This is a genomic window from Sinorhizobium numidicum, assembly GCF_029892045.1.
Lineage (GTDB): Bacteria > Pseudomonadota > Alphaproteobacteria > Rhizobiales > Rhizobiaceae > Sinorhizobium > Sinorhizobium numidicum.
Genome location: NZ_CP120367.1, coordinates 2,240,512 through 2,265,103, shown reverse-complemented (window position 1 = coordinate 2,265,103; position 24,592 = coordinate 2,240,512). Strand labels below are relative to the sequence as shown.

At 58.0% G+C, this 24,592-nt stretch carries 21 protein-coding genes and 4 pseudogenes; 18 read left to right on the top strand and 7 right to left on the bottom strand.

Annotated elements, in window-relative coordinates; genetic code table 11:
- Positions 1 to 100: 100 nt before the first annotated feature.
- The 12 genes and pseudogenes from PYH37_RS10765 to PYH37_RS10710 all read left to right on the top strand — a co-directional run.
- Complete coding sequence (locus PYH37_RS10765; RefSeq protein ID WP_280731395.1) at positions 101 to 1,654, top strand: mechanosensitive ion channel domain-containing protein; 1,554 nt, start codon at positions 101 to 103, stop codon at positions 1,652 to 1,654.
- Positions 1,648 to 2,022, top strand: coding sequence for a mechanosensitive ion channel family protein (locus PYH37_RS10760; RefSeq protein WP_280731394.1), 375 nt, complete (start codon positions 1,648 to 1,650; stop codon positions 2,020 to 2,022). The genes PYH37_RS10765 and PYH37_RS10760 overlap by 7 nt, the downstream gene beginning before the upstream one ends.
- Positions 2,023 to 2,086: 64 nt before the next feature.
- Positions 2,087 to 2,320 (top strand): annotated as a pseudogene (locus tag PYH37_RS10755) (ATP-binding protein); the annotation flags it as partial.
- 101 nt (positions 2,321 to 2,421) lie between these two features.
- Positions 2,422 to 3,012, top strand: a pseudogene (locus tag PYH37_RS10750) (GSU2403 family nucleotidyltransferase fold protein); the annotation flags it as partial.
- Positions 3,013 to 3,614: 602 nt separating this feature from the next.
- The gene (locus PYH37_RS10745) at positions 3,615 to 4,427 is read left to right on the top strand and encodes an SDR family oxidoreductase (protein ID WP_280731393.1); all 813 of its coding nucleotides are present in this window, start codon (positions 3,615 to 3,617) and stop codon (positions 4,425 to 4,427) included.
- A gap of 181 nt (positions 4,428 to 4,608) precedes the next feature.
- Entirely contained in the window at positions 4,609 to 5,010 is a 402-nt protein-coding gene (locus PYH37_RS10740) for a cupin domain-containing protein (protein ID WP_014764426.1), read from the top strand.
- A 135-nt stretch (positions 5,011 to 5,145) separates the two neighbouring features.
- Positions 5,146 to 5,589 carry a carboxymuconolactone decarboxylase family protein gene (locus PYH37_RS10735; protein WP_280731392.1) on the top strand — a complete coding sequence of 148 codons (444 nt, stop codon included), beginning with the start codon at positions 5,146 to 5,148 and terminating at the stop codon, positions 5,587 to 5,589.
- A 334-nt stretch (positions 5,590 to 5,923) separates the two neighbouring features.
- Positions 5,924 to 6,253 (top strand): hypothetical protein, encoded by a 330-nt coding sequence (locus PYH37_RS10730; protein WP_280731391.1) that lies wholly within the window; start codon positions 5,924 to 5,926, stop codon positions 6,251 to 6,253.
- Between the two features lie 114 nt (positions 6,254 to 6,367).
- Positions 6,368 to 7,705, top strand: a complete 1,338-nt coding sequence (locus PYH37_RS10725) for an alpha/beta hydrolase (RefSeq protein WP_280731390.1) — start codon at positions 6,368 to 6,370, stop codon at positions 7,703 to 7,705.
- A 370-nt stretch (positions 7,706 to 8,075) separates the two neighbouring features.
- Positions 8,076 to 10,907: an MASE1 domain-containing protein gene (locus tag PYH37_RS10720; RefSeq protein WP_280731389.1), complete on the top strand. Its 2,832-nt coding sequence runs from the start codon at positions 8,076 to 8,078 to the stop codon at positions 10,905 to 10,907.
- Positions 10,904 to 11,551, top strand: a complete 648-nt coding sequence (locus tag PYH37_RS10715; RefSeq protein ID WP_280731388.1) for a response regulator transcription factor — start codon at positions 10,904 to 10,906, stop codon at positions 11,549 to 11,551. The genes PYH37_RS10720 and PYH37_RS10715 overlap by 4 nt, the downstream gene beginning before the upstream one ends.
- Positions 11,552 to 11,571: 20 nt before the next feature.
- Positions 11,572 to 12,042 (top strand): annotated as a pseudogene (locus PYH37_RS10710) (response regulator transcription factor); the annotation flags it as partial.
- 133 nt (positions 12,043 to 12,175) lie between these two features.
- On the opposite strand, the pseudogene PYH37_RS10705 reads toward PYH37_RS10710, so the two are convergent.
- The 3 genes and pseudogenes from PYH37_RS10705 to PYH37_RS10700 form a co-directional block, all read right to left on the bottom strand.
- Positions 12,176 to 12,996 (bottom strand): annotated as a pseudogene (locus tag PYH37_RS10705) (alpha/beta fold hydrolase); the annotation flags it as partial.
- Positions 12,997 to 13,164 (bottom strand): hypothetical protein, encoded by a 168-nt coding sequence (locus tag PYH37_RS32410; RefSeq protein ID WP_425336056.1) that lies wholly within the window; start codon positions 13,162 to 13,164, stop codon positions 12,997 to 12,999.
- Between the two features lie 176 nt (positions 13,165 to 13,340).
- The gene (locus tag PYH37_RS10700; RefSeq protein ID WP_280731387.1) at positions 13,341 to 13,538 is read right to left on the bottom strand and encodes a cysteine hydrolase family protein; all 198 of its coding nucleotides are present in this window, start codon (positions 13,536 to 13,538) and stop codon (positions 13,341 to 13,343) included.
- Positions 13,539 to 14,054: 516 nt separating this feature from the next.
- On the opposite strand from PYH37_RS10700, the gene PYH37_RS10695 reads away from it, so the two are divergent.
- Positions 14,055 to 15,221: an IS110 family RNA-guided transposase gene (locus tag PYH37_RS10695; RefSeq protein WP_280731386.1), complete on the top strand. Its 1,167-nt coding sequence runs from the start codon at positions 14,055 to 14,057 to the stop codon at positions 15,219 to 15,221.
- A 450-nt stretch (positions 15,222 to 15,671) separates the two neighbouring features.
- Here PYH37_RS10695 and PYH37_RS10690 read toward each other — a convergent pair whose 3' ends face one another.
- Both PYH37_RS10690 and PYH37_RS10685 read right to left on the bottom strand, forming a co-directional pair.
- Complete coding sequence (locus PYH37_RS10690) at positions 15,672 to 16,553, bottom strand: ImmA/IrrE family metallo-endopeptidase (protein ID WP_280731385.1); 882 nt, start codon at positions 16,551 to 16,553, stop codon at positions 15,672 to 15,674.
- 9 nt (positions 16,554 to 16,562) lie between these two features.
- Positions 16,563 to 16,877, bottom strand: coding sequence for a helix-turn-helix domain-containing protein (locus PYH37_RS10685; protein WP_280731384.1), 315 nt, complete (start codon positions 16,875 to 16,877; stop codon positions 16,563 to 16,565).
- 132 nt (positions 16,878 to 17,009) lie between these two features.
- Between PYH37_RS10685 and PYH37_RS10680 the strand changes: the two genes are divergently transcribed.
- From PYH37_RS10680 to PYH37_RS10670, 3 genes are all read left to right on the top strand, one after another.
- Positions 17,010 to 17,234: a DUF2188 domain-containing protein gene (locus PYH37_RS10680; protein WP_280731383.1), complete on the top strand. Its 225-nt coding sequence runs from the start codon at positions 17,010 to 17,012 to the stop codon at positions 17,232 to 17,234.
- 401 nt (positions 17,235 to 17,635) lie between these two features.
- Positions 17,636 to 19,180, top strand: coding sequence for an adenylosuccinate synthetase (locus tag PYH37_RS10675; protein ID WP_280736680.1), 1,545 nt, complete (start codon positions 17,636 to 17,638; stop codon positions 19,178 to 19,180).
- Between the two features lie 8 nt (positions 19,181 to 19,188).
- The gene (locus tag PYH37_RS10670; RefSeq protein ID WP_280731381.1) at positions 19,189 to 19,884 is read left to right on the top strand and encodes a DUF7002 family protein; all 696 of its coding nucleotides are present in this window, start codon (positions 19,189 to 19,191) and stop codon (positions 19,882 to 19,884) included.
- 51 nt (positions 19,885 to 19,935) lie between these two features.
- Here the strand turns inward: PYH37_RS10670 and PYH37_RS10665 are convergent, their stop codons facing one another.
- Complete coding sequence (locus PYH37_RS10665; RefSeq protein WP_280731380.1) at positions 19,936 to 20,484, bottom strand: hypothetical protein; 549 nt, start codon at positions 20,482 to 20,484, stop codon at positions 19,936 to 19,938.
- Between the two features lie 210 nt (positions 20,485 to 20,694).
- A complete protein-coding gene (locus PYH37_RS10660; RefSeq protein ID WP_280731379.1) occupies positions 20,695 to 22,053 on the bottom strand; it encodes a hypothetical protein in 1,359 nt (452 codons plus the stop codon).
- A 527-nt stretch (positions 22,054 to 22,580) separates the two neighbouring features.
- Between PYH37_RS10660 and fic the strand changes: the two genes are divergently transcribed.
- Both fic and PYH37_RS10650 read left to right on the top strand, forming a co-directional pair.
- A complete protein-coding gene (fic, locus tag PYH37_RS10655) occupies positions 22,581 to 23,669 on the top strand; it encodes a protein adenylyltransferase Fic (protein ID WP_280731378.1) in 1,089 nt (362 codons plus the stop codon).
- A complete protein-coding gene (locus PYH37_RS10650; protein WP_280731377.1) occupies positions 23,666 to 24,574 on the top strand; it encodes a recombinase family protein in 909 nt (302 codons plus the stop codon). Before fic ends, PYH37_RS10650 begins: the two co-directional genes overlap by 4 nt.
- Positions 24,575 to 24,592: the final 18 nt, after the last annotated feature.

Genomic DNA, 24,592 nt, shown 5'->3' with positions numbered 1-24,592 from the left:
TGTGGACCGCCGTTGGGACCTGTAAACACGGTGGACGGGCCAAGGAGCGTTACATGAATCACCGCTATTTGTTGCCACTCATCTTCGCTTTACTGATGCCGTGTCAATCAGCACTTCCCAAACGGAACGCAATCCGGTCGAGCAGCCGACATCCGTTGCTGCGCCACCTCCGGAAGATTTGCGACATCTTGTCGACATCTTGCAACGCCCCGACATTCAAGCATGGCTTCAGTCTCAAACGGGGAACCGCCCGGTCGAAGAGCAAAGTTCGGCCGAAGCCGCCAACGCCCGCGAGATCATCGTTGGCCGGTTGAATGCAGTGCGCTCCTTCGTTCACGACATGGCGACCGCCATTCCGACACTGCCCGCCGAACTCAATCGAGCGCGTCTCGCATTGATGACCGAGATGAGGGAACAGGGATCCTTCGCCGCCATTCTGCCGCTGGTCTTTTTTGCGACGCTGGGCTTCGGCCTGGAGTGGCGCTATTGGCACGCCGCATCTGGCTTCCGCAAACGGATGATCGCGACACATCTGGATACCATCGACGACCGGTTGCGCGCTGCGGGATTGCGTATCCTCTACGGCCAGGGCGTCCTTCTGGCCTTTGCAGTCGGAAGTATTGGCGCCTTCCTGCTGTTCGACTGGCCACCGTTACTGCAGCACACCGTCCTCGCTTATCTTCTCGTGTTCCTGGCCGCGCGTTTGACATTGGTTGTGGGGCGGATCGTGCTTGCTCCCGGCGCTGAACGGTTTCGGCTGATGCCGATGGCGACAGTCACCGCTCGCTTCTGGTTTTTCTGGTCGGCAGTATTGGTTGGCTTCTTCGCATTTGGGCACTTCACCTATCAGCTGTTGCCGATGCTCGGAGTAGGACACGAGACCACCTACATTGTTGCACTTGCATCGGGCTTGGTCTTGTTCGGTCTGGCCCTCGTCGCACTTTGGCGCTGTCCAACATTCGACGGTGTCGATATGGTGAGCCGCCGACACCGCGTCAGTACCGTGCTAAGTACGCTCTATATAGTCGCCAACTGGTTGGTCGCGTTGTCCGGCGTTGCCGCCACGTTTTACATTGGGGTTGTACTTCTGGTTTTGCCGATTGCGATTTCCTGCGTAAGGCTCTCAATAGACCATATTATGCGTCCGCCGGGCACGATGGCCGCGGATGAAGGTGCTCCTTCGCTCACCGGCGCAGCATTGGAACGCGGTCTCCGCGCTCTGCTGCTGATCGGAGGCGCTTACCTCATTGCATCGCTGCTTGGACTCGACTTAGGCACACTGGCGGCCAGGGACACCATGGCGATCCGTTTGATTCGAGGGCTCCTCAATGCCTTTGTCGTCATTCTGCTGGCCGATTTTACATGGCGGATGACGAGTGCATGGATAGATCGCAAGCTGATGCAGACAGCTGGCGACGCGGTCGACCCCGACGAGTTGCGAAGAAGTGTTAGGCTTCGCACATTACTTCCGGTCCTTCGCAACGTATTGTTTGTTGTGCTGCTCGCAATGGCCATACTGATGGCGCTTTCCAGTCTGGGCGTGGAGATTGGTCCGCTTATCGCCGGTGCAGGTGTCGTTGGGCTTGCCGTTGGCTTCGGTGCCCAGACGCTGGTCAAGGACATTATCTCCGGAATGTTGACAAGATCATGGTGAGCGTCACCTACAATACCGACTTGGACGTCGTAAAATGTACCGTTAAGGAGGTTGGCAAGCAGCTGCTGACAGATGAGGAAATCGCGCCGAGCATCATGGAAACATTGAAGATGCAGGGCGTCGAGCAGTTTGGCGATTTCGCTATTCAGATTCGCATGAAGATCATGACAAAGCCGGGCGAGCAGGCGGTGATCCGTCGCCGTGCCTATGCTTTGATCAAGAAGGCCTTCGATGCCCAAGGGATCAAATTTGCCGTTCCGACTGTCTCCGTCGCCGGCGGCGGGGACGCAAGCAGCGCGGTCGCGCAGAAGGGGCTTGATCTCATCAAACCACCGCCGCAGACCGAGCAAGCAGCCTTAGATGCCTAGCCACAGCGCTCAAGCCGCCCGTCGCCGCAAGCCCTTGCGAATGCTTATGACCGGCAGATCGCCGATGCAGCGCCTCGCCGATGAGACCGTGCTCATCAAGGTGCCCGATCGCGGCCCCGGTATTCCGGAAAGCCAGTGGAAGCGGTCCTGAGGCCCTTCTACCGGTAGGAGCAATCCCGCAACCGCGATACCGGTGAGACCGGCCTTGGGCTTTCCATCGCCCAACAACTCGCGACGGCGATCGGTGCTCACTACCTTGCGCAACGGCGGCGGTCTTGCCGCAAAAATTGCCATTCAAGGCGGAGGAGGTGAGTCGCGTCTGCAACCCTGTGATTTAGGTGGGGTTCCCCGAACTGATGGCCGCGCTAACCAGGCGGGGACCACATCGTCGATGTCCATACCGGAGACGCCGATTTCGCTCAGCATTATTCGCTGTCCTCGACTATCGAGGACAGCCTGCCGCCCGTCATCGACATTCTGAAGAGTGTTGACGCTACTTTCAGGGCGATACCACACCGATCAGACCCGCACAGGATCACGCAGTTCGAGAATGCCGCCCGATACCGGGTCGAATTCCTCACACCCAATCGGGGTTCCGATGATTATGCCGATCATGCCAGCCCCATGCCCGCTCTTGGCGGGGCGTCGGCACAGCCATTGCGTTTTCTCGATTTTTTAATCCATGAGCCCGTCCGGACTGTCATGCTGCATCGCTCGGGTGTTCCTGTGATCGTGCCATCGCCGGAGCGCTATGCAGTGCACAAACTGATCGTCGCCTCCCGCAGGCAGTGGGATGTAAACGGCATCGCGAAACGGGAGAAGGACGTGTATCAGGCCAGCCTCCTGATCGAGGCACTGGAAGCCACACGCCGACAAGAGGAACTCGCAGAGGTCTTTGCCGAAGCTTGGGGCAGAGGTCAGAGCTGGCGCGCCGCGATCCAGAAGGGCCTTAGCCTGCTTCCGGAAAAAAGAAGGCAGCGGCCAAGCTAAGTATTGGAGACGCTCTATCGTCAATCGGGGCGGAACTCGAAGGCTTCACCGACGCCGCCGTTAAATAGCAGATAAGCTCGTTGGCGGGTTTTTGGCTGCGTTTCCCCCTTTGCATGAATGGCATTGCTGCGATTCTAGACTCCAGGATCTGCAGTTCGAATCCTTTCAAGGCGACCGATTGAAGGTCGACGTGGGTCGGAAGCGGGCTAGTATAGCGGAGCTTTTCCATTCAGATCGGCGGACCATCCCTGTCCGGGCATGCTGTCCACAATAAGCGGCTTCACCGTCGTCACGATTAGAGAAACCTGCACTCTGCAATCAGCATCAGCACACTGATGCCAAGACCCTCTGCGGAAGAATGCTCGAGAACGAGTAGCTCACAGACCCGTATCCCGGATCGGCTAGCTTGGTCGCTAGGGCGGGCTGGCGGAAGGTCTAGGGCGAATTACGCCTTTGTCGACAGCAAACATCGGTTCGAACGATAGCGACGACACTGCCCATTGCGTCATCTTTCATGCAGACCACCGCGCGGACCGGATCCGTAGGCGCAACAGAGAGGTCTTTGGGAGCGTCACGCGCCGCGTTAAATAAGAGGTGTAGTCATGAAGATCGTAGTGATTGGCGGAACAGGCCTAATAGGCACGAAAGTCGTCAACATTCTGCAGCAGAATGGTCATCAGGCTCTCGCGGCAACGCCGGCTACGGGCGTTGATACTATCTCCGGTAAAGGTTTGTCGGAGGCGCTCGAGGGAGCCGAGGTCGTAGTAGACGTCTCGAACTCCCCGTCATTTGAGAGCGATGCCGCAATGGCCTTCTTCAAGACTGCGGGTGAAAATATAAGTGCGGCCGAGGCGAATGCCGGCGTTAAGCACCACGTCGCACTGTCCGTAGTGGGCACTCAAAGGCTCCAGGACTCCGGCTATTTCCGGGCAAAGCTTGCTCAGGAGAGTAAAATCAAGGCTTCAGCAATTCCCTACACTCTAGTCAGAGCGACCCAGTTCTTTGAGTTTATCCGCGGCATTGCCCAATCCGGCACGAGTGGAGATACCGTTCGTCTGTCGCATGCGCCATTTCAACCGATGGCGGCCCAGGATGTCGCTGCAGCAGTTGCGTGTGCGGCCCTTGGCGCTCCCGTCAATGGCACACTAGAAGTAGCTGGTCCGGAGATTCTCCGCTTAGACGAAGTGATAGCTAAAGTACTCGATGCCGATCGCGATCCACGCAAGGTGGTTACCGATTCTGAGGCACCCTATTTCGGTGTTCGATTGAACAATCCATCGCTGCTGCCTGATGGCGAAGCACGATACGGCGCGACTACGTTCGGCTGGTGGCTGGTTAACGTCCGCCGCCTCCCCAAAGATAGGCTTGCAAAACCCGTGGGGGCTGAGCGTTGGGATCCGATGGGCGTGTGCTGAGCAGAATGATTGCCGGTCGCGGTCACCTGCGTCCGGATTGCACCGGAAGCGCCCGCAGCTCCTCTGCCGCCCTGATGCCATGGCGTTCAAGAGGAGCATGCGCGTGCCACACACGAGACCATGAACTCCCGATCCACTTCTCCCGAATGCCATATCCCAATCAACTACAAAGGAGACCGATATGAAGTCTATCCCCCTCATGGTGCTCTTGTCGGCCACGGTCGGCTTTGGCACCTTGTCAGTTGCAGCTGAAGACGGCGCAAAGGTCACACCATTGATGACCAAGGATCTGCCAGACTATCCGGGCAAGGAAGGGCTCATGCTGTCGGTAGAATATCAGCCAGGCGGCTCCTCGCCTATCCACCGCCACGATGCCAACGCATTCGTGTACGTCCTGGAGGGCGCGATCGTGATGCAGGTTAAGGGCGGCGAAGAAGTCACCGTTGCTGCAGGAGAAACCTACTACGAGAACCCCTCCGACATTCACCTCATTAGCCGCAATGCGAGCAAGACGAATTCCGCCAAATTCATAGTAGTACTGCTCAAGAAGAAGGATACGCCGGCCGTTATCCCGCTGGAGTGATCAAGGCCAACACGAGGAAAACCGGAGCGTAATCATCCCCATGCCTGCTTGCCAAATTCGATACTCCGAGCTTGCAGTTGCACACAATGCCCAGCCCTCACACCCTCGATTCTGACCGACGAAAAGGAAAGAACCATGCAACCTCGTCAAAATAATTACTTCAAACTTGCTGAACCGGGCTTTAAACACGTCTTCGCGCTGGAGAGCGCTCTTAAAAATGGTCCGCTAGAGCCAAAGCTGCTGCACCTTGTCAAGCTGCGCGCCTCACAGATCAATTCGTGTGTGTTCTGCATTCATTTACACACCACAGAAGCTTTGAAAGACGGGGAAGATCCCATGCGCCTCTATTTGTTGACCGGGTGGCGCGAGGCAACGCTTTACTCGTCGCGTGAGCGCGCTGCTCTTGCCTGGACTGAGGCGCTAACCAACCTCGCGCAAACTGGTGCCCCCGACGATGATTGGGGGCTGGTTGAGGCTGCATTTACGGCAGAAGAACGGTCTTGGTTGTCTCTTGCAATCGGTGCGATCAATCTTTGGAATCGGCTTCAGGTAGGTTTCAGGGCTACACATCCTGCTTAACAGCTCGATGTGCTCCATCAGGCATAATGTCTTTGTGGCGCAGCAGTCGAAACCGCTGCGCCGTTCTTGCCGGTTCGAATAGATTTGAGGAATTAACTGGGTGGTTACAACCAGTCTGCCCTCCAGCCCTCGACGATCGCCACCATGCAGCTTCTGACCGCTCGCAGGGCGCAAGCGCTGTCGAGCACCAAGTTCGACGGCCCCAGATAATATCATCAACGGCCATGCACCGGGGGATGGACTAGCGGACCTGTTTCGGCGACCGTCCCTTGAATGCTTCGGCGGGTTACGATCGGAGCCGCCGGCGAGCCCGAGCCTGTCAGGGGAATACATCATGCCCCCCACGAGCCTCGAACTAACACTCGAAGAGATGCTGGCCGACCCCATCATCCAGCTTGTGATGAGGCGCGATAACGTCGTCGCGGATGACGTGCGGCGGGTCATTTATGATGCTAGGGAGGCACATCGACGTCGAGACCTGCTGGCCGAACGCCGCCGCGCGAGCCCGAACCGGCCAGGGGACCATATCATGGGCACCACGAGCCCCGAATTAACACTCGAAGAGATGCTGGCCGACCCCATCGTCCAGCTCGTGATGAGGCGCGATAACATCCTCGCGGACGACGTGCGGCGGGTCATTCATGAGGCTCGGCAGGCACATTGAATCGAGAACTGCTACTAGAACGGCGCATCGGCATGGTGCCCAACACCCTCAGCGACTCAACCAATGACGAAGGCGGGCCCAAGTTCTGGAGACGAACTGAAGGAAATAATGCCTATGAGCTTTGACGCATCCAATCTGCGATTGCGGATGTTCGCCACTTTATTTTTCTTATTACCATGCATTCTCGTCCCTGCGGCCTGCTCAAGTGGAAGAGGCCTAGTCGGCGAATTGCCGGCTGGGACAGAAACTGCTGCTTCTCACATTAAACAGGATAACTCCCTCGATCTACTTTACGTCACTGATCGGGTGCCTGCCGCCTCGGCTAATGGCGAACTCGCCTACAGCTCGTTTCGGGGTCGTTCAATGAGCTTCGGTTCAGTTACGCTTGCTCGCGATCGGTCGCGCTTTGACGATGGGTCGGCTGGGCAGCCTGACGCGTCGCTACAGGTTTCACGCACGACCAAACTCGGAGAATTTCCGCAGTCGCCATACCCGATTGAACTCACGCCTCAGGGGCCTCGTCGGGTACCCGAAACTGTAGATGCCCATATGCGGGCAGCCGCGGGGTTGCAGGCTGAGGTGACCCGGCGCCTTGCGATGGCGGAACGCAAAGAAGTGGTCATTTTTGTTCATGGCTATAACAATAGTTTCGACGATGCCGCCAAAGCCACCGGCAAGATATGCAATGCCCTTTCTGCAGAGTTTGTGTGCGTATCGCTCTCGTGGCCAGCGGGCGGATCGGGCGGCGCTTTCTACGGTTACAATATCGACCGTGAGTCCGGCGAGTTCGCAGTAGCGGATGTGAAGAAGGCTATTCGTATCATTTCCGCAACCGAAGCTATCAAACGTCTCCACCTCATCGCGCACAGTCGCGGCGCAGACGTGCTATTATCCGCCCTTCAGCAACTGGGAATGGAGGCCTACACCACCCGGTCTTCTCCTACCGAGCGCTACAAAATCAGCAATGTCGTGCTGTTCGCTCCTGACATCGATCTCGATGTTGCCACAGCAAGATTGTTCGGATTCGTGTCTGATCCCGATGCGCCCTTCGGAGCAAACGCAACCCCCTACGGCCTTTTGCCGCCCATAGGCTCGCTGCATCTGACAGTATATTCATCCCCCAATGACCAGGCGCTTGCCCTTTCAAGCGGGCTGTTCGGAAGCGTAGTGCGGCTCGGGCGATTAACCAGCGCCAGCATCAGCTCCAAGGAGGCGGGCTCGAATGCGCTCTGGAAGAATTCGCAGTTATCCGGTATCGCCGACTTTATCGAATACAAGGGAAGAGCGGGCTTTGCGGGTCATAGCTATTTCTTGTCCGACCCGGCGGTTCAAAAAGATCTAGTTGCTCTACTTAGGGACCGGCTCAAGGCCGGTGGTCCCGGTCGGCCACTGGTCGAAATCAAACGTCCATTTTGGAGCGTGCTCAGCCGCAATAGTAAGCTATCTCACTGATAAGAATACTACTTCGTTCGTGACGCTCTGCTCGGTCGCCAGATTCGGTGGTCGGGTTAGATTTGCCGTCGCGGCTTGGCCTTTTACCGCAGCTCGACTTGCTGTCGTGGGAGCTCATGCACGGCTCGGGTGTATCGATGTTAACTTGTCGCCTTGTTCACTGTGTCGTCGACTGTCTTACGCATTCTTGGTGTGAATCCGCCGATCAGATCCGCAGATATCCACTTCAGCTCATGGATTTCCATGAGGTGCGGTTGGGCCATGGCGGGATTAGGGTGGGCCTGTGAGTTCGCCAGCCCAGATATTGAGAACAAGTGCTATACGAAGCGCTGACAGCCCCCAGGCTTTCTTTGTCCGGCAGGAGAAGCCAATGACATGCGTGTGGTCGCACCGCCCCCAATCCTTGCATCTGGGACTTTTTATTGCGGCCTATGTTCTGGGCAGCGGATTCGCTCAGTCGCTCGCAATCGTACCCGGAACAGGTATTTCCATTTGGCCTCCAGGCGGGCTTTTCATGGCTACGCTTATCCTCGCTTCCCGGCACAGCTGGCCGTGGTGGGTGCTGGGGGGCCTTCTGGCGGAACTGTTTAGCAATTTCCTGTGGTTCCATAGTCCGTTGCCTGCCGCCGTCCTGATCTATGCCGGCAACGCTCTTGAAGCGGCGGCCGGCGCATGGCTGGTGATCCGGATCTCCGGCCGGCCGGTGCGGCTGGAAACCTTGCCGGAAGTTCTCGCATTCGTCGTACTGGGCGCTGGAATTGCGCCAGTCATAAGCGCTACGGTGGGAAGCGCGACACTTGCGTGGTTTGGCATACAATCGCAATCCTTCACAACTGCCTGGCCTCTATGGTGGATCGGAGACGCCACCGGAGTCTTGATCGTAGCGCCACTGGCGCTGGTCGTGTTGCAGAACTGGCGCGGCAAGGCCCAGCTCTCGGCCGCGCAATGGATGGAAGCTTGTGTCCTGGGGCTGATCTTTCTTGGCGTCGCTGCCCTTTCCTTGAGCGGTTACCTGCCCTTCGCCTACATCATCATGCCGCCTCTTCTTTGGGCCGCAGTGCGCTTTGAGTTCAAAGGCGCCGCCGTCAGCTTGACCCTCCTCGCTCTGATCACGGCAGTATTCACGATATCCGGCGCCAGCCAATTTGCCGGCGATCCTGAGTCCCAGAAGCATAAGCAGGTCATGCTGCAGCTTTTTCTGGCCGTCTCGGCATTTTCGGCGCTCATCGTGGCCGCCATATCCCGGCAGCACCAGCTGGCGGTGCTCACATTGCGCCAAAGCGTGGAGGCGTTGCGCGACCGGGAGCGGGAACTGTCGCAGCTCGTGGATATGGTTCCGAGCCTGCTCTGGCGGTTGAGTCCGGAGGGCGAGCCGACCTTCTTCAACCAGCGCCTGATAAATTTTCTCGGCCTGGACATGGCAGATGCAGACAAGCCGGGCATGAGCCGGCTGGCGGCCATCATAGAAGCCGCCGTCCATCCCGATGATGCGGCCAGCCTTAGGGAAGCGCTCAACCATTCTTTCGTCACCGGCGAACGCTTCTCCAAGACGTATCGCCTGCGGCGTGCGGATGGCGTCTACCGCTGGGTGGAAGGCAGTGCGGAGCCGCTGCGCGATGAGAGCGGGCGCATCCTCCAATGGTACGGCCTCTCGCATGACATCGACGATCAGCTGCGCGTTGAGGAGGCGCTGCGACGCAGCGAGCGGCAGCTTCAGCAACTCATTGACACCGTGCCGGTGCAGATCTGGTGCATCACGCCTGGCGGTGAACCGGCATACATCAACAAAACGATGATGGACTATATCGGCCTGAAGCTGGAGGATTTTGATGCCCAGCAAGGATTAGCCGGAGCAATTCAGACCATCGTCCATCCTGACGACAGGATCCCTTTGCAGCGCGCCCTAAACCACTCCTTCAGCACGGGTGAAGCGTTCGAGTTGAAATTTCGCAACCGCCGATCGGATGGTTCATACCGCTGGACAGAGGGGCGTGCTGAACCACTCCGTGACGAGAGCGGCCGCATCATCCGGTGGTTCGGCGCCAACGTCGATATCCATGATTTCGTGACTTCTCAGGAAGCGCTGCAAGAGCGGGAGCGCTTCCTCTGGGAGCTCGTTGAAACGCTGCCGGCAATGATCGATTGCGCCGCACCGAATGGCGAGCCGGTCTATCGCAGCCAGCAGCTTCGCGAATTCCTCGGGTATGAGCTTGAAGAATTGGACGGCACCGGAAAGTCCCGGCTGGCCGGCACACTCGATGCCGGTGTTCATCCCGACGACGTGGCGGGTGTCAAAGAGAGATATGCCCATTCGTTGTCTACCGGCGAGCCGTATGCTCGGAAGCACCGTCTGCGGCGCTTCGATGGCGAATATCGCTGGGTCAATACGCGCGCCGCGGCGATGCGCAACGCCGAAGGCGCCATCGTGCAGTGGAACGTCATCTGCCTGGACATCGACGGTGAGGTTCGGGCGCAAGAAGAGCTGCGTCTGGCGCAAGAGAGCCTTGCGCGTGCGAGTCAGGCGGCGAGCCTTGCTGAGCTTTCGGCTTCTATAGCGCACGAGGTGAACCAGCCGTTAGCGGCCGTCGTGGCGAACTCGCACGCCTGCCAGCGCTGGCTCACGGCTGAACCGCCAAATCTCGAGCGCGCGCAAAAGACGGTGGAGCGCATCATTCGTGACGCAAACGCCGCCGCCGCCGTCGTGAGCCGCATCCGCGCCTTGTTCAAGCAGTCGGTCGAGACGAGGCATGCCACGACACTGGACAGTGTCATCGCGGAGGCGCGTGACCTCACGGCTGAGGAGGCGGCGCGGCGGCGCGTCCGTATGGATGTTGATGTCGAAAGCAACCTTCCGCCTGTCGCGCTCGATCGCGTCCAGATCCAGCAGGTTCTCGTCAATCTTATTCGCAACGGCATGGAGGCCATGGACACCATTACGACTGACAGAGTTCTTCGGATCCGCGCGCGGCGGATGGGGAACGCGGTCGAGACCGAGATCAGTGATCGCGGCCGGGGCGTCGAATCTCCTGACAAGATCTTCGAGCCGTTCTTTTCGACGAAAGAGCACGGGATGGGCATGGGGCTCGCCATCTGCCGCTCGATTGTCGAGTCGCACGGCGGACGGCTGTGGGCGGAGAAGAACCAACCGCATGGAGCGACCTTCGTCTTCACATTACCCGTTGAAGTGAAAGCATCGCCATGACGACGGACGATCATATCGTGTTCATCGTGGATGACGATGAACGCATTCGAGAGGCGCTCGGCGAACTGCTGGCCTCCCACGGCATGCGCGCCATCGCGTTCGGATCGGCCGGCGACTATGTCAGCGCGGACAAGCCGAACGTCCCTGCCTGCCTCATCCTCGACGTCGAATTGCCGGATATCAACGGGCTCGATCTGCAGAGTCAGATCGCCGCGGGCGATCATCCGCCGATCGTTTTCATAACAGGGCATGGTGACATTCCGTCCTCGGTGCGCGCGATCAAGCACGGCGCCGTGGACTTCCTGACCAAGCCTTTCAGTGATGCGGACCTCATGGCCGCAACCCATGCGGCGATCGCCCAGGATCGGGAAAAGAGAGCAGAACGCGCTGAACTCGGCGTGCTAAGGCAACGCTATTTCGACCTGACGCCGCGCGAACGCGAGGTGCTGCCGCTGGTGGTGAGTGGTCTGCTCAACAAGCAGGCCGCAGCCGAGCTGGGGATCGGCGAAGTCACGCTGCAAATTCATAGAAGGAACGTGATGCAGAAAATGGCAGCGGCGTCGCTCGCCGATCTTGTGCGTATCGCGGAGCGATTGGAAATACCGATCACCCACTCGCGCCGAGCAGGAGGGAGCGGAGCGTGAGCAAGCGAAGACCTCGATGAATGCCAGGAGCGAGCGGTCTCGATCTGCAGCGTCATCTGACCCAAAGCGGCAACTCCAAGCCAATCATCTTCCTGACCGGGCATGGCGACATTCCGATGACTGTCCAGGCGATGAAGGCCGGCGCTGTGGATTTCCTCACCAAGCCAGTGCGGGACCAAACGCTGCTTGACGCTGTGATTGCGGGCATTGCGATGGATGCCGCGCGCCGGGCGGAAGCCGTGATCGTCAAGCGCAATGTCGAACGCCTTGAGACGCTGACGCCACGCGAGCGCGAGGTTCTGCACGAACTGGCGTGCGGACGCCTCAACAAGCAGATCGCCTTCGACCTCGGCATTAGTGAAGTGACGGTCAAGCTGCATCGCGGCAATGTCATGCGCAAGATGGAGGCCGCTTCCATCGGCGAACTGATCCGGGCATGGGAAACATTGCCCGCGCCGATGCGCGAGGCCGGCGCGACCAAGATGCCATGATGCCTGCTCGCGAGAGCGCCTAAAGACACCGGGTAGTCGACGGCCGGTGTGTGCGCGATACATGCGGTGATGCTGCGTGCAGAAAAGGCCATGCGCGGTGCGATGAACTGCTCGATTGAGCCACATTGCAGACCTTCTGGGGCAGGTTGTGGCCGATGCCGCCGGTGATCACCCGGTGCCGGTACTTGCCGGAGAACATTTTGGCGTAGGCGCTGGCGTCCGGATGCGGAGCGCCATTGGCGTCGCCTTCGAGCGTAATTGTGGGTACGCTGATGATTGGCGCCTGTGCGAGCCGCTTCTCCAGCTCGTCATATTGGCGCTCGCCTTCGGCGAGGCCGAGCCGCCAGCGGTAGTTGTGGATCACGATCTCGACGTGGTCCGGATTGTCGAAGGCAGCGGCGCTGCGCTCGAAGGTGGCGTGGTCGAAGCTCCATTGTGGGAAAGCGAGCTGCCAGATGAGCTTGGCGAAATCCCGCGTGTATTTCTCGTAGCCGGCGCGGCCGCGGTCGGTGGCGAAGTAATATTGGTACCACCACTGGAGTTCTGCCTTCGGTGGGAGCGGCAGCTTGCCGAGCTGTTGGTTGCCGATGAGATGGCCGCTCACCGAGACCATCGCCTTGCAGCGTTCCGGCCAGAGCGCGGCGATGATGTTGGCCGTGCGTGCGCCCCAGTTGCAGCCGTCTCCAGCGCATCCATCAGGGCGATCGTGTCCGCGGCGAGCGCCGACTGCTGGCCGTTGCGCTTCGCGTCATGCGAGAGGAAGCGCGTCTTACCGTGGCCGCGCAGGTAGGGCACGATTACGGTAGCCCTTCGACGCCAGCAGCGGCGCGACGTCGACGTAAGTGTGAATGGCCAGCCGTGCAGCAGGATAACGGGCGCGCCATCGGTGGGGCCTAGCTCGGCAAAACTGACGCTCAGAACGCCGGCATCGATCTGCTTCAGCGGGCCGAATGATTAAGGTGCCAGCTGCGTCGCGGACGCCTTTGACTGGTCGGTTCCGCCGGACGCCGCTTTCGCTGGCGCTTTCATGCCGAGCTCAGCGGCGGCGAATGTGATTGCGGCTGCGCCAATAACCCGGCGGCGATGGCAATCGATCTTCTCGGGAGCCTTGATCTTGTCCATGTCGAGGCCTCAGTGAAACAGTGGGTGTCTTAGATAAGCGAATGGGCCTTGCCAAAGCGGCCTACGCGGCCTGATCGCTCGCATGTCGCCCGTTCGGCGCGGAATTGTTACCATCCTTTGGTCTAGGCTGCGCGCCACTCGCGCATGTCACACTCATCGTTAGCCACGCTTGAAGCTTAGCAATCTCGGCCGCTTCCGGGCGGTTCCAGGTGCGGTGGATTTCCGAGAGCACTGCATTGGTCGTCACGGGGATGACGCCGCCCTGGACAAAGCGCCAGTGTCGTCCGGTTCGCCATTTCGCTCACATCGCCCGAAGCATCCATCACAGCGTAGACCTTATATCCCGCCACTTTTGCATCAAGCGCTGGGAACATCACGCAAACGCTGGTCCAGACTCCCGCCTCGGATCAGGCACGCCGTCGACCCGAAGGACGGAGCCTCAGCGAAGTACGGCCATGGGCGGCGTGCCGCCGTATGTTTGCTTCGGAGGAGGTCAGCATGCCTGCGCTACGAGGTAGATGCGGCGTCAGCGGAATGGCCGCTTGTTGCTGACACCTCCCGATAGTGGACGGTCCGGTTTCGGCCCCTTTTGGTCATCGCCAACCATGTTCGAGATGACCGCTTTTTCGGCGCATCTTGGCCGTTCGCGGTGGCCGCAGCGAGCGACTGCCTGAAGGTTTTTTGGATGCGCGCCGAGAGGTGACGGTTGCCACCGGGTGTGTTCCGGCCCGCGTTGGAAACCTTGGAAGGGGGCAGCCGCGGGAGGCGGTGGGTCTATCGCCGATGTGACCGTCGACTGCGCACCCGTCGCCTTGAGATCCCATCAGGAATGGATAGCGGCCTGCACCGTGGCAGAGTGAGGTCGCTAGAAATCTCTCTGGAGGCCAACCATGCCGGTGAAAGCAGATCAACCCCAAGCACATACCGCTACCCCCGTCGATCTTGGCGCAATTTTCGTATCGTTGGAACTGAGCAAATCGACATGGCTCGTGACCGCTCTCTCGCCGGGGAGCGAGAAAATGTCTCGCCATGCTGTAACTGGTGGTGACATCGCCGGCTTGTTCTCGTGTTTCGCCACCCTTCGCCAGAAAGCGCAGCGGCGTGTGGACAAGCTTTATCCACTGGTGGTGATCCAGGAGGCCGGGCTTGATGGCTTCTGGCTGGGGCGAGTGCTTAGCAAGGAAACCTGGATTGAGAGCCATATTGTGGAGGCTGCATCCATTGCCATGCCGCGCCGACATCGCCGCGCAAAGACGGATCGCATAGACGGCGAAACATTAATACGTGCTTTGATGGCCTGGAAACGCGGTGAACCTCGTGCTTGCTCGATGGTCAAACTCCTCACGCCCGAAGAGGAAGACAACCGCCGGCTCGGACGAGAGCGGAAGACCCTGATTGCGGAACGTGTTTTTCACGTCAATCGCATAAAGGGGCTGCTCTTCTCCCAAGGAATACGAGATTACGAGCCTTTGCGTCGCGATCGCCGTCAGCGCCTGGAGGAGCTTCGAACGGGAGATGGCCGGATAGTGTCGAAGCACCTGAGAGCAGAGATCTGCCGTGAGCTCGATCGTCTCGAATTGCTGCTCACACAGATCAAAGCGGTAGAAGCAGAACGCGATGCGTTGATGTCCCGCGAGTCCACCAGCGCACCGGCAAGAGCAGCCACGCTGTTAAGGATCAAGGGAATTGGTCCCGAGTTCGCGACGATACTTTACTCAGAAGGCTTGTTCAGACACTTCGACAATCGGCGGCAAGTCGCGGCCTACGCAGGGCTTGCTCCTTCGCCTTGGCAAAGTGGCAACGTCAATCGTGAGCAGGGTGTCTCGAAGGCGGGGAATCCGCGCTTGCGAGCGACGATGGTTGAGCTCGCCTGGCTATGGCTGCGCCATCAACCGAACTCGGCGCTGACCTTCTGGTTCAAGGAGCGCATTGCACGCAACAGCGGTCGTCTTAAGAGACCGATGATCGTCGCTCTGGCTCGCAAGTTGCTGGTCGCCCTCTGGAAGTACGTGAGCTCCGGCGTCGTAATCGAAGGAGCGGTGATGAAAACCGCCTGAAGTACAAAAGCAGCCATTGAACGCAGATTGCTATCCTCAGGGCCTGATCAGTCCTGACGGATCCAGGTGAACGGACCGGGATTCCCATTGGCTTTAACCGCCGACCTTGAGTTTGGCCCCGTTCTCCTGAGCCCGTGCCCGTCGAAAGCGGGATAATGGTGCAGCCGTTGAAAGCGGCGACCGGATGTGAGGTTGTACAGGCCCGAGGACGGGCCGGTAATTGCTATGGGCTCAGACCGTGGATCCGACTACCAAGGAGAACTCGATGCCACCTGAATGAACCATTGACAAAAATCCTGATGTGAACGGAATCGAACCGCAGCCACTGTCATAAAAAGAGGCGGCACCGAACCGATAACTTGGCGGGACGACCCAGGCGCTGAGATCTACACGCTGTAGTCAGCCCCTCACCATAAAGGCGGTCGCGCGCTACGATCTGTAACGACGTTGCTACCGGCCGTAAGCGAAGCGCGGCGTCCAGCTTTCTTCCAGTTTGGCCTCTTCATCCTCCTCGTCAAGAGGATGTTCTGGCAATGCCTCGCTGCTGAGAACGGTCAGGGTATATCCATATTTGCCGAGACCAATGATCTCCTCATCAAGCGAGATCTTTCCAGGACCATCAAACCACGTCGCTAGATCGGTCTGATCAACCAGACGCTCGGCACGCAGAACCCTTGTCGGTTCCGTGTTGAACTGACGGGTCGCGCCAATCGGCAAAGGCGTACCCTTGCGCAAAAAGGCAAGCCTGCCGAGACCTTTGAACGGTTCCGAAGTAAACGCATAGACAATCTCGTCGCCCCTACTCACAATTATGGCCATCGGATAGGAGCTGCACTCGGCCGCGCGGATTGCAGCCGCGCTCACCGAAGAGCGAGCTGCCTCCGCCAACTTGAGGATACCATCGAGCCCAATTTGACTCCTCGACAAAAGTTCGCGTGTGAGAGTAGACGGCAGAAGCAGCCCGCTCGCGAAGTGATCAGCCTCCAGCTCAATTGAAGTTTTTTGCGTAAAATTGCCACGCGACAAGTGAGTGCCGCCCGCGTTGACAATCTCTTCGGGGTGTCCGGGGAGGAACCAATGACCGAGCTCATGGGCGATCGAGAAGTTCTCAAACCCTACGTTGTTGTATTCGGTCGAGTAGATGATGGTGGCCGAGTCTCCAGCAAAGATGATGGCTCCAGATACCCCTTGAACGTCGGCTGGCTTCGCCTGAAGAATGATATCCCTCGCCTCTGTGATCACGCGAGGATCAATCGGAAACTGTGTGAAACCGAATTCCTCGGCGATCTTCTCGCCATGCTGGGTCGCCATTTTCAGCCGGAAGCCAGCCATGCTTGCTCGCTATTTTTTACCTTGGACCATTGTGTCGATAATGTTCTGGATAAATAGACGATCTTTTGTGGTCAGCTTATCCTCGTCGCGAAAGGCAGTTGTCGCAGTTTTTGTGCCGAGCAAATAGTCCGCCGTAACGCTCAAGGCTTTCGCCAGTGCGCGGACGTTGTCGAAAGATGGCTTGCGGCGACCAGCTTCAAAATGCGCGATGGCCGAAGGCTGCATGCCGGCCTCTCGGGCAAGCTCGGATTGGCTCTGCCCCCTGCCCTCACGCGTCTTGCGTAGGCGGGAGGCAAAGTCGGATGGGGTGCTTGACTCGGTCATGACGATTCGTATATGTTTCCTATTACAGATCGTATAGGCCCTAAGGGGCCTTTTCTTGGGCTCCGCCTATGACAGAGCGTATAGAAAGATATTACGATTTGAGAATCAGGTCAAGGAATCAGGAGTTGATAAATGGCAGGAAAGAATCAGCACGTAGTGCCTCACGGCGACGATTGGGCCGTGCGCGGCGCCGGAAATCAAAGGGTGACTTCGACCCATCCGACTCAGGCCGAGGCTGAGCGGGCGGCGCGGGAGATCGCCATTAACCAGCAGAGCGAGGTCGTCATCCATCGTCCCAACGGACGTATTCGTGACAAGAACTCCTACGGGCGCGATCCGTTCCCGCCTAAGGGCTAAGGAGCGTGGCTGCCGATTGCCCTCTCTCCATGATCCCGCCTGCCCGCCGAACTCCTTGGATCGACGGGGGCGGGATCATGGGAACGCTGCCTCCCTCGTCGCTGGAGGAAGACCTGGATCGGCCGACCGAAGTTGTTTCGGTTCTCGGGCCAACACGCTCATTGGCAATGCCTGGACGCGACTGGTAGTAAAAAGCGTGGCAAGACTGGTCATGGACGGGTACTTGCACGGTGCGCTCCGCATGGCGACGGCCTCCGAACACGACGAGAACCCCTTCAACTTCTACACGAATCACGATTTACTAAAGTCAACTGGGAGAATGGCTTCCGTTCAATCGTCAGGGTAGTTTCATGTGCACGATATTTTTGATCTCCGGGCCCATCTCAGTTGGAAAATCAGCCTTGGTTAAAGAGTTCGAAGCGCGTTTCGGCGCCAGGAAGGTATCAACGAGACAGCTTCTGTTGCAGCGGAGCCCTGACGCAGATCGCGAAACTCTAATTCAGCTGGGATTGGACCTCGACAAGGAGACATCGGGCCGCTGGGTACTTGAAGAGTTCTTGGCGCTCGCGGGTGGCAATTTAGGAAAATCGATTTGGCTGATCGATGCCGTTAGAACAATGGAACAGGTACAGCATTTTCGGCACAGGTTCGAAAATGAGGTCATTCATATTCATCTTACAGCTCCGATCGGCATTCTCCGAAAACGCTACCAGGAGCGCCATGCTGAGTTGCAAGAATTCGCAAGCTACGATGAGGCGCGTGTTCACGGGACGGAACGAAACATTGAAGACCTGGCCACAAAAGCCGATCGTGTTTTGGATGCGCACAGAAATAGCCCAGCTTCTCTGCTTGCGCTTGCAGCAAGCGGACTAAAGCTCTTCCCGGAAGGAGTACCACAGCTCGTAGATGTTCTCGTCGGTGCACAATTCGGCAGTGAGGGGAAAGGCAACATCTGCGCCCACATCGCAAAAGACTACCAGGTTCTTATGCGCGTGGGCGGACCGAACGCCGGGCATAAAGTTTCCTTTCCGAAATACGACTACATTCAGCTTCCTTCAGGAACGCAATCAAATCCCGAGGCGAAGCTCCTGATTGGTGCAGGCGCCACACTTTCCGTTAATCAGGTCCTCAAGGAGATCACCGATCTGAGCCTTACAGGAGACCGACTGTCAATCGATCCCCAGGCCATTGTTATCGAGGACGAGGACGTCAAGGTCGAAATGGGAAGCCTTGAGGCAATTGGCTCAACGAAGAAGGGGGTCGGTGTGGCAACTGCGAGGAAGATACTCGGGCGTGGAGACAAGGTTCACTTCGATGCGCCGGTTCGCCTCGCTCAAGATATACCGGAATTCAAGCAGTTTGTCCGATGCACGAAGGTCGAGCTCGAAAAGGCCTACCGGCGCGGCGACCGCATTCTGCTCGAAGGGACTCAGGGCACAGATCTGAGCATCCATCATGGTCATTACCCGTATGTCACATCCAGAGAAACGACCGCGTCAGGATGCTTGGCGGACGCCGGCATCGCTCCATCAAGGGTGCGCCGCGTGATCATGGTAACTAGAACGTACCCTATTCGAGTGGGTGGAAATTCTGGCCCGATGATGAACGAAATTAATTTTGCGACCATCGCTAAGCGAAGCGGCGTTCCGGAAGAGGATATCACCGGAACAGAAGTAGGCACCGTGTCAGGCAAAAAGAGGCGCATCGGAGAATTCGATTGGGAGCAAGCACGACGGTCCGCAGTCCTGAATGGAGCAACCGATATCGCGCTTACGTTCGCTGATTACATCGACGCTTCAAACAAGACCGTGGCGGAGTATGCCATGCTGACTGCCGAGACCAAGTCATTTGTTCAGGACCTCGAGCGTGTCACCGGTGCCAGGGTAACTTGGATTACGAAAGATTTCGGGCCAGATGCGATCGTGATCGACCGGAGAGAAAGCTAAGACTGAAAATGGAAATTGACCTTCTACTGCAGACGTACCCGCGGCTCTTCCATATGGCCGAGGATGGCGCGTTTCCCTCTATACAGGAGCGTGGCCTATTGAGCGCCACGGCACTCCTTGACCTCTACGAAATCAACGGCGCGCGACGCTTGGAAATCGAAGCCCAACGCCGCCCTGAAAGCGTGACAATTTCAAAGAACGGTCTGCCAAATACGGTAATCCGCGACAACAAGCCCATGACGGATAGCGCTCTAGAAAAGTGCCTACAGGACGGGCTGAGTCCAGAACAATGGTATCGCACGCTCAACGGAAAGACATTCTTCTGGCTTCACAAGAAGCGTTTGTGGAGGTTGCTAAAGGCCAAGGCATACCGCGACTATCCACAAACCATCCTTACACTAGATACCGCTTCGCTTGTGGGTGCGCACCAGAACAATATCTTGCTCAGCCCAATAAACAGCGGTTCGACTATTATGAACCCTCAGCCTCGCGGCCAGGGTACATTCCTTCCGATCGCAGATTACCCCTTCGCCGAGCGACGGAAAACGCGCGCGGTCGAAGACACACTAGTGGAATTGACGGTGCCATATGGTGTCCACGATATCATGGACCATTTGATATCAGCTCACCGCATTGCGAACGGACAATTGATTGAGCTGTGGCGCCGCCCTGGAGCAGACCTCGATGACGGGCCGCACGAGTAAGTCCTCGCCACGAGGTGGAAAGCTGCACGAACATGGGCTCGTGCAGCGCCCTCAACAGGTTAACTCATGGAATTTGGCGAGAAAGCGATCGCGCGCGTTGGAGGGGGAGAGAAACTCTACCGTGACGGGTGCGGGACGAACATCGGACTGTGCGGCCCAGTAGTCGGTCCCGACAGGCATGAGTTGCGATTGCTCGGCAGCCAAAACGCGCAAATCTGCCAGCTTAACGTGAGGGGTAGCCATCTGATTGAGGCCAAAACGGCTGTAAATCGCAGCTTCGACGTTAGCTTCGATGGCTTTATACTCCGGAAGGAGTTGTTTGAGCGGCCTCGTAATATCGCCAATGAACGCTTCCGCGGCATCATGCAGCAATGCCTCGAGTTTGAACTCTTCTATCGTATCACAGACATGCAAGGAATGTTCTGCAACCGAATAGAAATCCCTACACTGGCCGGCGTAGCGACATATGTTTGAAAGGCCCTGAGCGATGTCTTCTATGGTGAAGTGGCTATGCCACGGATCAAGGAGATCGAACCAGGTACCGCTTGCGAGCATGATGCTCGGCCCTGATTTCATCTTGACAGCGACTTGAACGTTCATCGACACATCCTAGGGCGAATCATTTCCGTACTGCTATCTGAGCGGGATATTCATATGGGTGGGGCAAAACCGCAAGCAGCAACAGGAATTTGCTATGCGAGCCTGCGCGCCAACGCCACCCATGTTTTTTGCCATCCACGCAAAAAACAAAGAGCCAACGTTAACGAAATGCTCGTGAGAGCCAGCCGTCTCTCCTACATGCCGGAGCAGTTAGACGCTTTTGAGCTTGGACGGCCGATTTGCCTTTCGGAGCAAGTCCGCAACGTGGCTTGTAAGTCCAACACGGCCGACTACCAGAATGCCCTGCCCTGGGGGCAGGGATGCCAACAAACTGCGCAACTTGTCCAATCCGGCAGAGCTTTCGAAATCTACCCACGTGTCGGCGTCGCCAGGAACGATGACGTCCGCGGTCGTACCCGTCCCGCCACAATGCAGTTGGACGATCCAAACGATATCGCCATCGTGCACCCATTCAAACCGTACAGGACCGAGGCGGCTTGCTAGAACAGCATAGATGGCTGAAACATTCTCGACCACGAAGGACGGCAAGGTTTCCGGCAATTGGAGACCAAGCATGAATTGGTCCCCTTCCCCTCGGCGCCCCTCGATGATGATTTGCCCGTTCGGGCCGGTTACCGCCGCGCCGGAAAACTCGGCTCGTACAGCTGACTGGCAAATCACCGAACGAATATTTGACCCGTCGGGATCCTCCGACGACAGTAGTGCGAACGGATCCAACCATCCCTTGACGGTCGTGTAAAGCCCTGGCTGCGGCTCCGTGGGCGCAGTCCGCGTCCAGACTTCTGACGATCCCGTGTCTCTTCCGAAAGAGAAGGGAGCCGTACGCCTGCCAATCACCGTCGTTCGGGGCACGGGAACTCCTAATGCGTTGGCGACGAGAAGGCCAAAGACCTTGTCCCCTAAATGGCGACTAAACCGGTTCGGCCAGGTTAGTGCAGCGGGAAGGAATCTTGGCGCATCGCGTTCAAGTTCCCATACAATGGTATGGCGTTGATGGTAGCCACGCGGCTTAGGATGGATGCTGAATTCAACGCGGGAGCCTTGCGCAAACGAGAGTTCTGCGGAAAACCCATAAACTGTGTTGAGGATGTTCAGTCCAAACGCGAGAGGCAGTGATGCAGCCCCTGGTTTTTCCACACAGCGTGGCGTGTCGTCTGGAGCAAACTCAATCAGTTGGCCCTGTACGACCCCGGATACGCCGCCGTCATGAATGTCTATGGTCTCATTTACAATGAGGTGGAGATCCTCCGCCGCCAAGCGGTCGAGGACTGCCAAAGTCTCTTCGACCGTCCGTAAACCATATACAAACTCTCTGCTGCGGGGGCTGTTAGGCTCGTAACTCCGAACGTTGACCATTCGGTCGGAACTGCGACCTAAGAGGGCTTCCACCGCTTGCTTGGAGTCTTGAAATCGGTGGTTTTCTTCAAAACCGGCAATCCTGCAATAACTCTGAACCAGACGCCCTCCCAAAGGGCGGAAGGCCACAAACTGAGCGACATTAGCAGTAGCAGCAAGGGAGTTCAGAATCTCGTCTTTGTGCAGCGCCATACGAAAGTGTACCTGGTTGGTAGTCTGATCGCACGCTCTTACAGAATCTGGCGCTGCAATAACACCCCTCCAGCAAGATGAACCGGTGGATCGAGGCCAGCATCCGCTCCCCGTCCCAATCACCTTCAAACGTTCTGCAGGCGGCTACAAAGATTCATTAACCATGTGAATTAACGTCTTAAATGCTGGACACGGAAACTAACTTGGCTCAAATTTCCGTCACCCAGACACCCATTTTCCGCGCTCCTCACTATCGATAGGTTTCAAGTATCGATAGTGCCACAAGCGCTCACCTCGTTGGGCAACAGCCGCGGAAACGCCGGCTTTTCCGTCCGTCACCGCCACCGGACCCGCCTCTAGAGACGTTCACAAACGATCGTTTGCCTACATCCCCTGAAATTGAACAGGCCCGGTTGCCAGCGACACGATATGTCGATAAATTCCGATTCTATCGACACGATTTTGGCGACGTGTCGTCGCCGTCGACATATCCGGAGATCCCATCGACCGGAAAAGGAAGCTTCAGAATGCCGTTCCGGCCGGACCGACCCTATAATGATCTACCACCGTTGCCGCCGAAAGAGGATGTCGAGACGAAAGCCGTCCTCAAAGCCTGCATAGCCGCGCGGGCCGCTCTGGCAGGGCTCAAAGTTTCTGGCGAGTTGATCCCGAACCAGTCGGTGCTGATCAATTCGATTCCCTTGCTCGAAGCGCAGGCGAGCTCTGAAATCGAGAATATCGTCACGACGACCGATCGGCTGTTTCGCTTCGCCGGCGAGGACGGAAATCCTCCCGACGCCGCCACGAAGGAAGCTCTGCGCTATCGCACAGCGTTGCACCAGGGATTCCGGATGCTAAAGGAGCGGCCGGTCTCCACCGCAATGGCAGTCGAAGTGTGCCGGACGATCAAGGGTATTGACCTCGATATACGAGCCACACCGGGGACCGCGCTCTACAACGAAGCGACTGCGGAAGTCATTTACACCCCTCCCGAAGGACGCGACCTCCTGAAGGACAAGCTTTCGAATTGGGAGCGCTACATTCACGAGGCCGAAGAAATCGATCCGCTAGTCCGCCTAGCAGTCATGCACTACCAGTTCGAGGCCATTCACCCCTTCACCGATGGTAATGGCAGGACTGGACGCGTTCTCAATCTACTTTATCTCGTCGACAAGGGCCTGCTGGACATCCCCGTGCTGTATCTCAGCCGCTACATCATCGGCAATAAGAGTGCCTATTACGACAGGCTGCTTAGAGTGACCACGGAGGATGCCTGGGAAACGTGGATCCTCTACATGCTCGAGGCAATCAGAGAGACGGCAGAATGGTCGAACAGGAAGATCCACGCAATCCGCGATCTGCTCGGTGAGACGGGCGCCCGGATGCGCCGCGACTTGCCGAAGATCTATTCGCGCGAGCTGGCAGAAGTGATCTTCGTCAATCCCTATTGCCGGATCGCCGACGTCGTGTCAGCCGGCATCGCCAAGCGACAGGCCGCGGCAGTTTACCTGAAGGCCCTCGTCGACGCCGGAATTCTGGCGGAGATGAAGGCCGGTCGCGAAAACCTGTATATCAATCCCGCGCTTCTTGAGCTCCTGACCGGAACTCGCCCGTGAAATCTTCTGCTCGTGGCGGCCTGATTGGATATGCGCGTGTCTCGACCGAGGAGCAGACTACGGAAGCGCAGGAGATTGAACTGCGCGCTGCAGGCTGCGATCTGATCATTCACGAGCATGGCTCCGGTGCCTCTCGCGCCCGCCCTGCACTTGCAAAATTGCTGAAGGACATCGGCGCCGGCGAAACACTCGTCGTCGTCCGGCTTGACTGCCTGGCGCGCTCGGTCACCCATCTTCTCGAGGTGATCGAGCAGCTCGCCGACAAGGGGGCGCATTTCCGCTCCCTGCGGGACCCCATCGATACTTCGACACCGCAGGGGATGTTTTCACTCCAGGTGCTCGGTGCTGTTGCTCAGCTCGAACGCGCTCTGATCTCCGAGCGTACGAAAGCCGGCATCCAGGCAGCGAAGGCGAAAGGGAAGCTGCCTGGAAACCCGGCCATCCGGGAACGCCGGCCGGACGCCCTGGCGAGTATGACGGCCGCCCAGAAGGCGGCTTACGGAAAACGCATCCAGACCACCGCGCACCAGTGGCTTCCGACCGTACGCCGGATGCGTCCCGATCACACGTGGGATGATATCGCTCGCGTCCTGCGGCAGCGCGGGCAAGACTGGACGCCGGAACGCCTCCGCCGTGCGATCAAATGGCTGGTGTCCGAGCACATGGCCGACGTAGCACTTCTCAAGCGCTCCCCTCCCCGACCGCCAGAAGATCGGCTGATGACCCTGGTCGCCGGCATCTCGGCGTCGAATCCTGACCTCTCGCTGCGCGACATAGCCACTCAGTTGGAGCGGCTGCATGAACGCACGCCGCGCGGCGGCAGGAAATGGTCTCCGTCTTCGGTCAAGAATCTTCTCGATCGTGCCAAGAAGATCGGATTGCTTGAAACCGCTTTCCGAGTTTGACCGGCATAGCAGCGAACG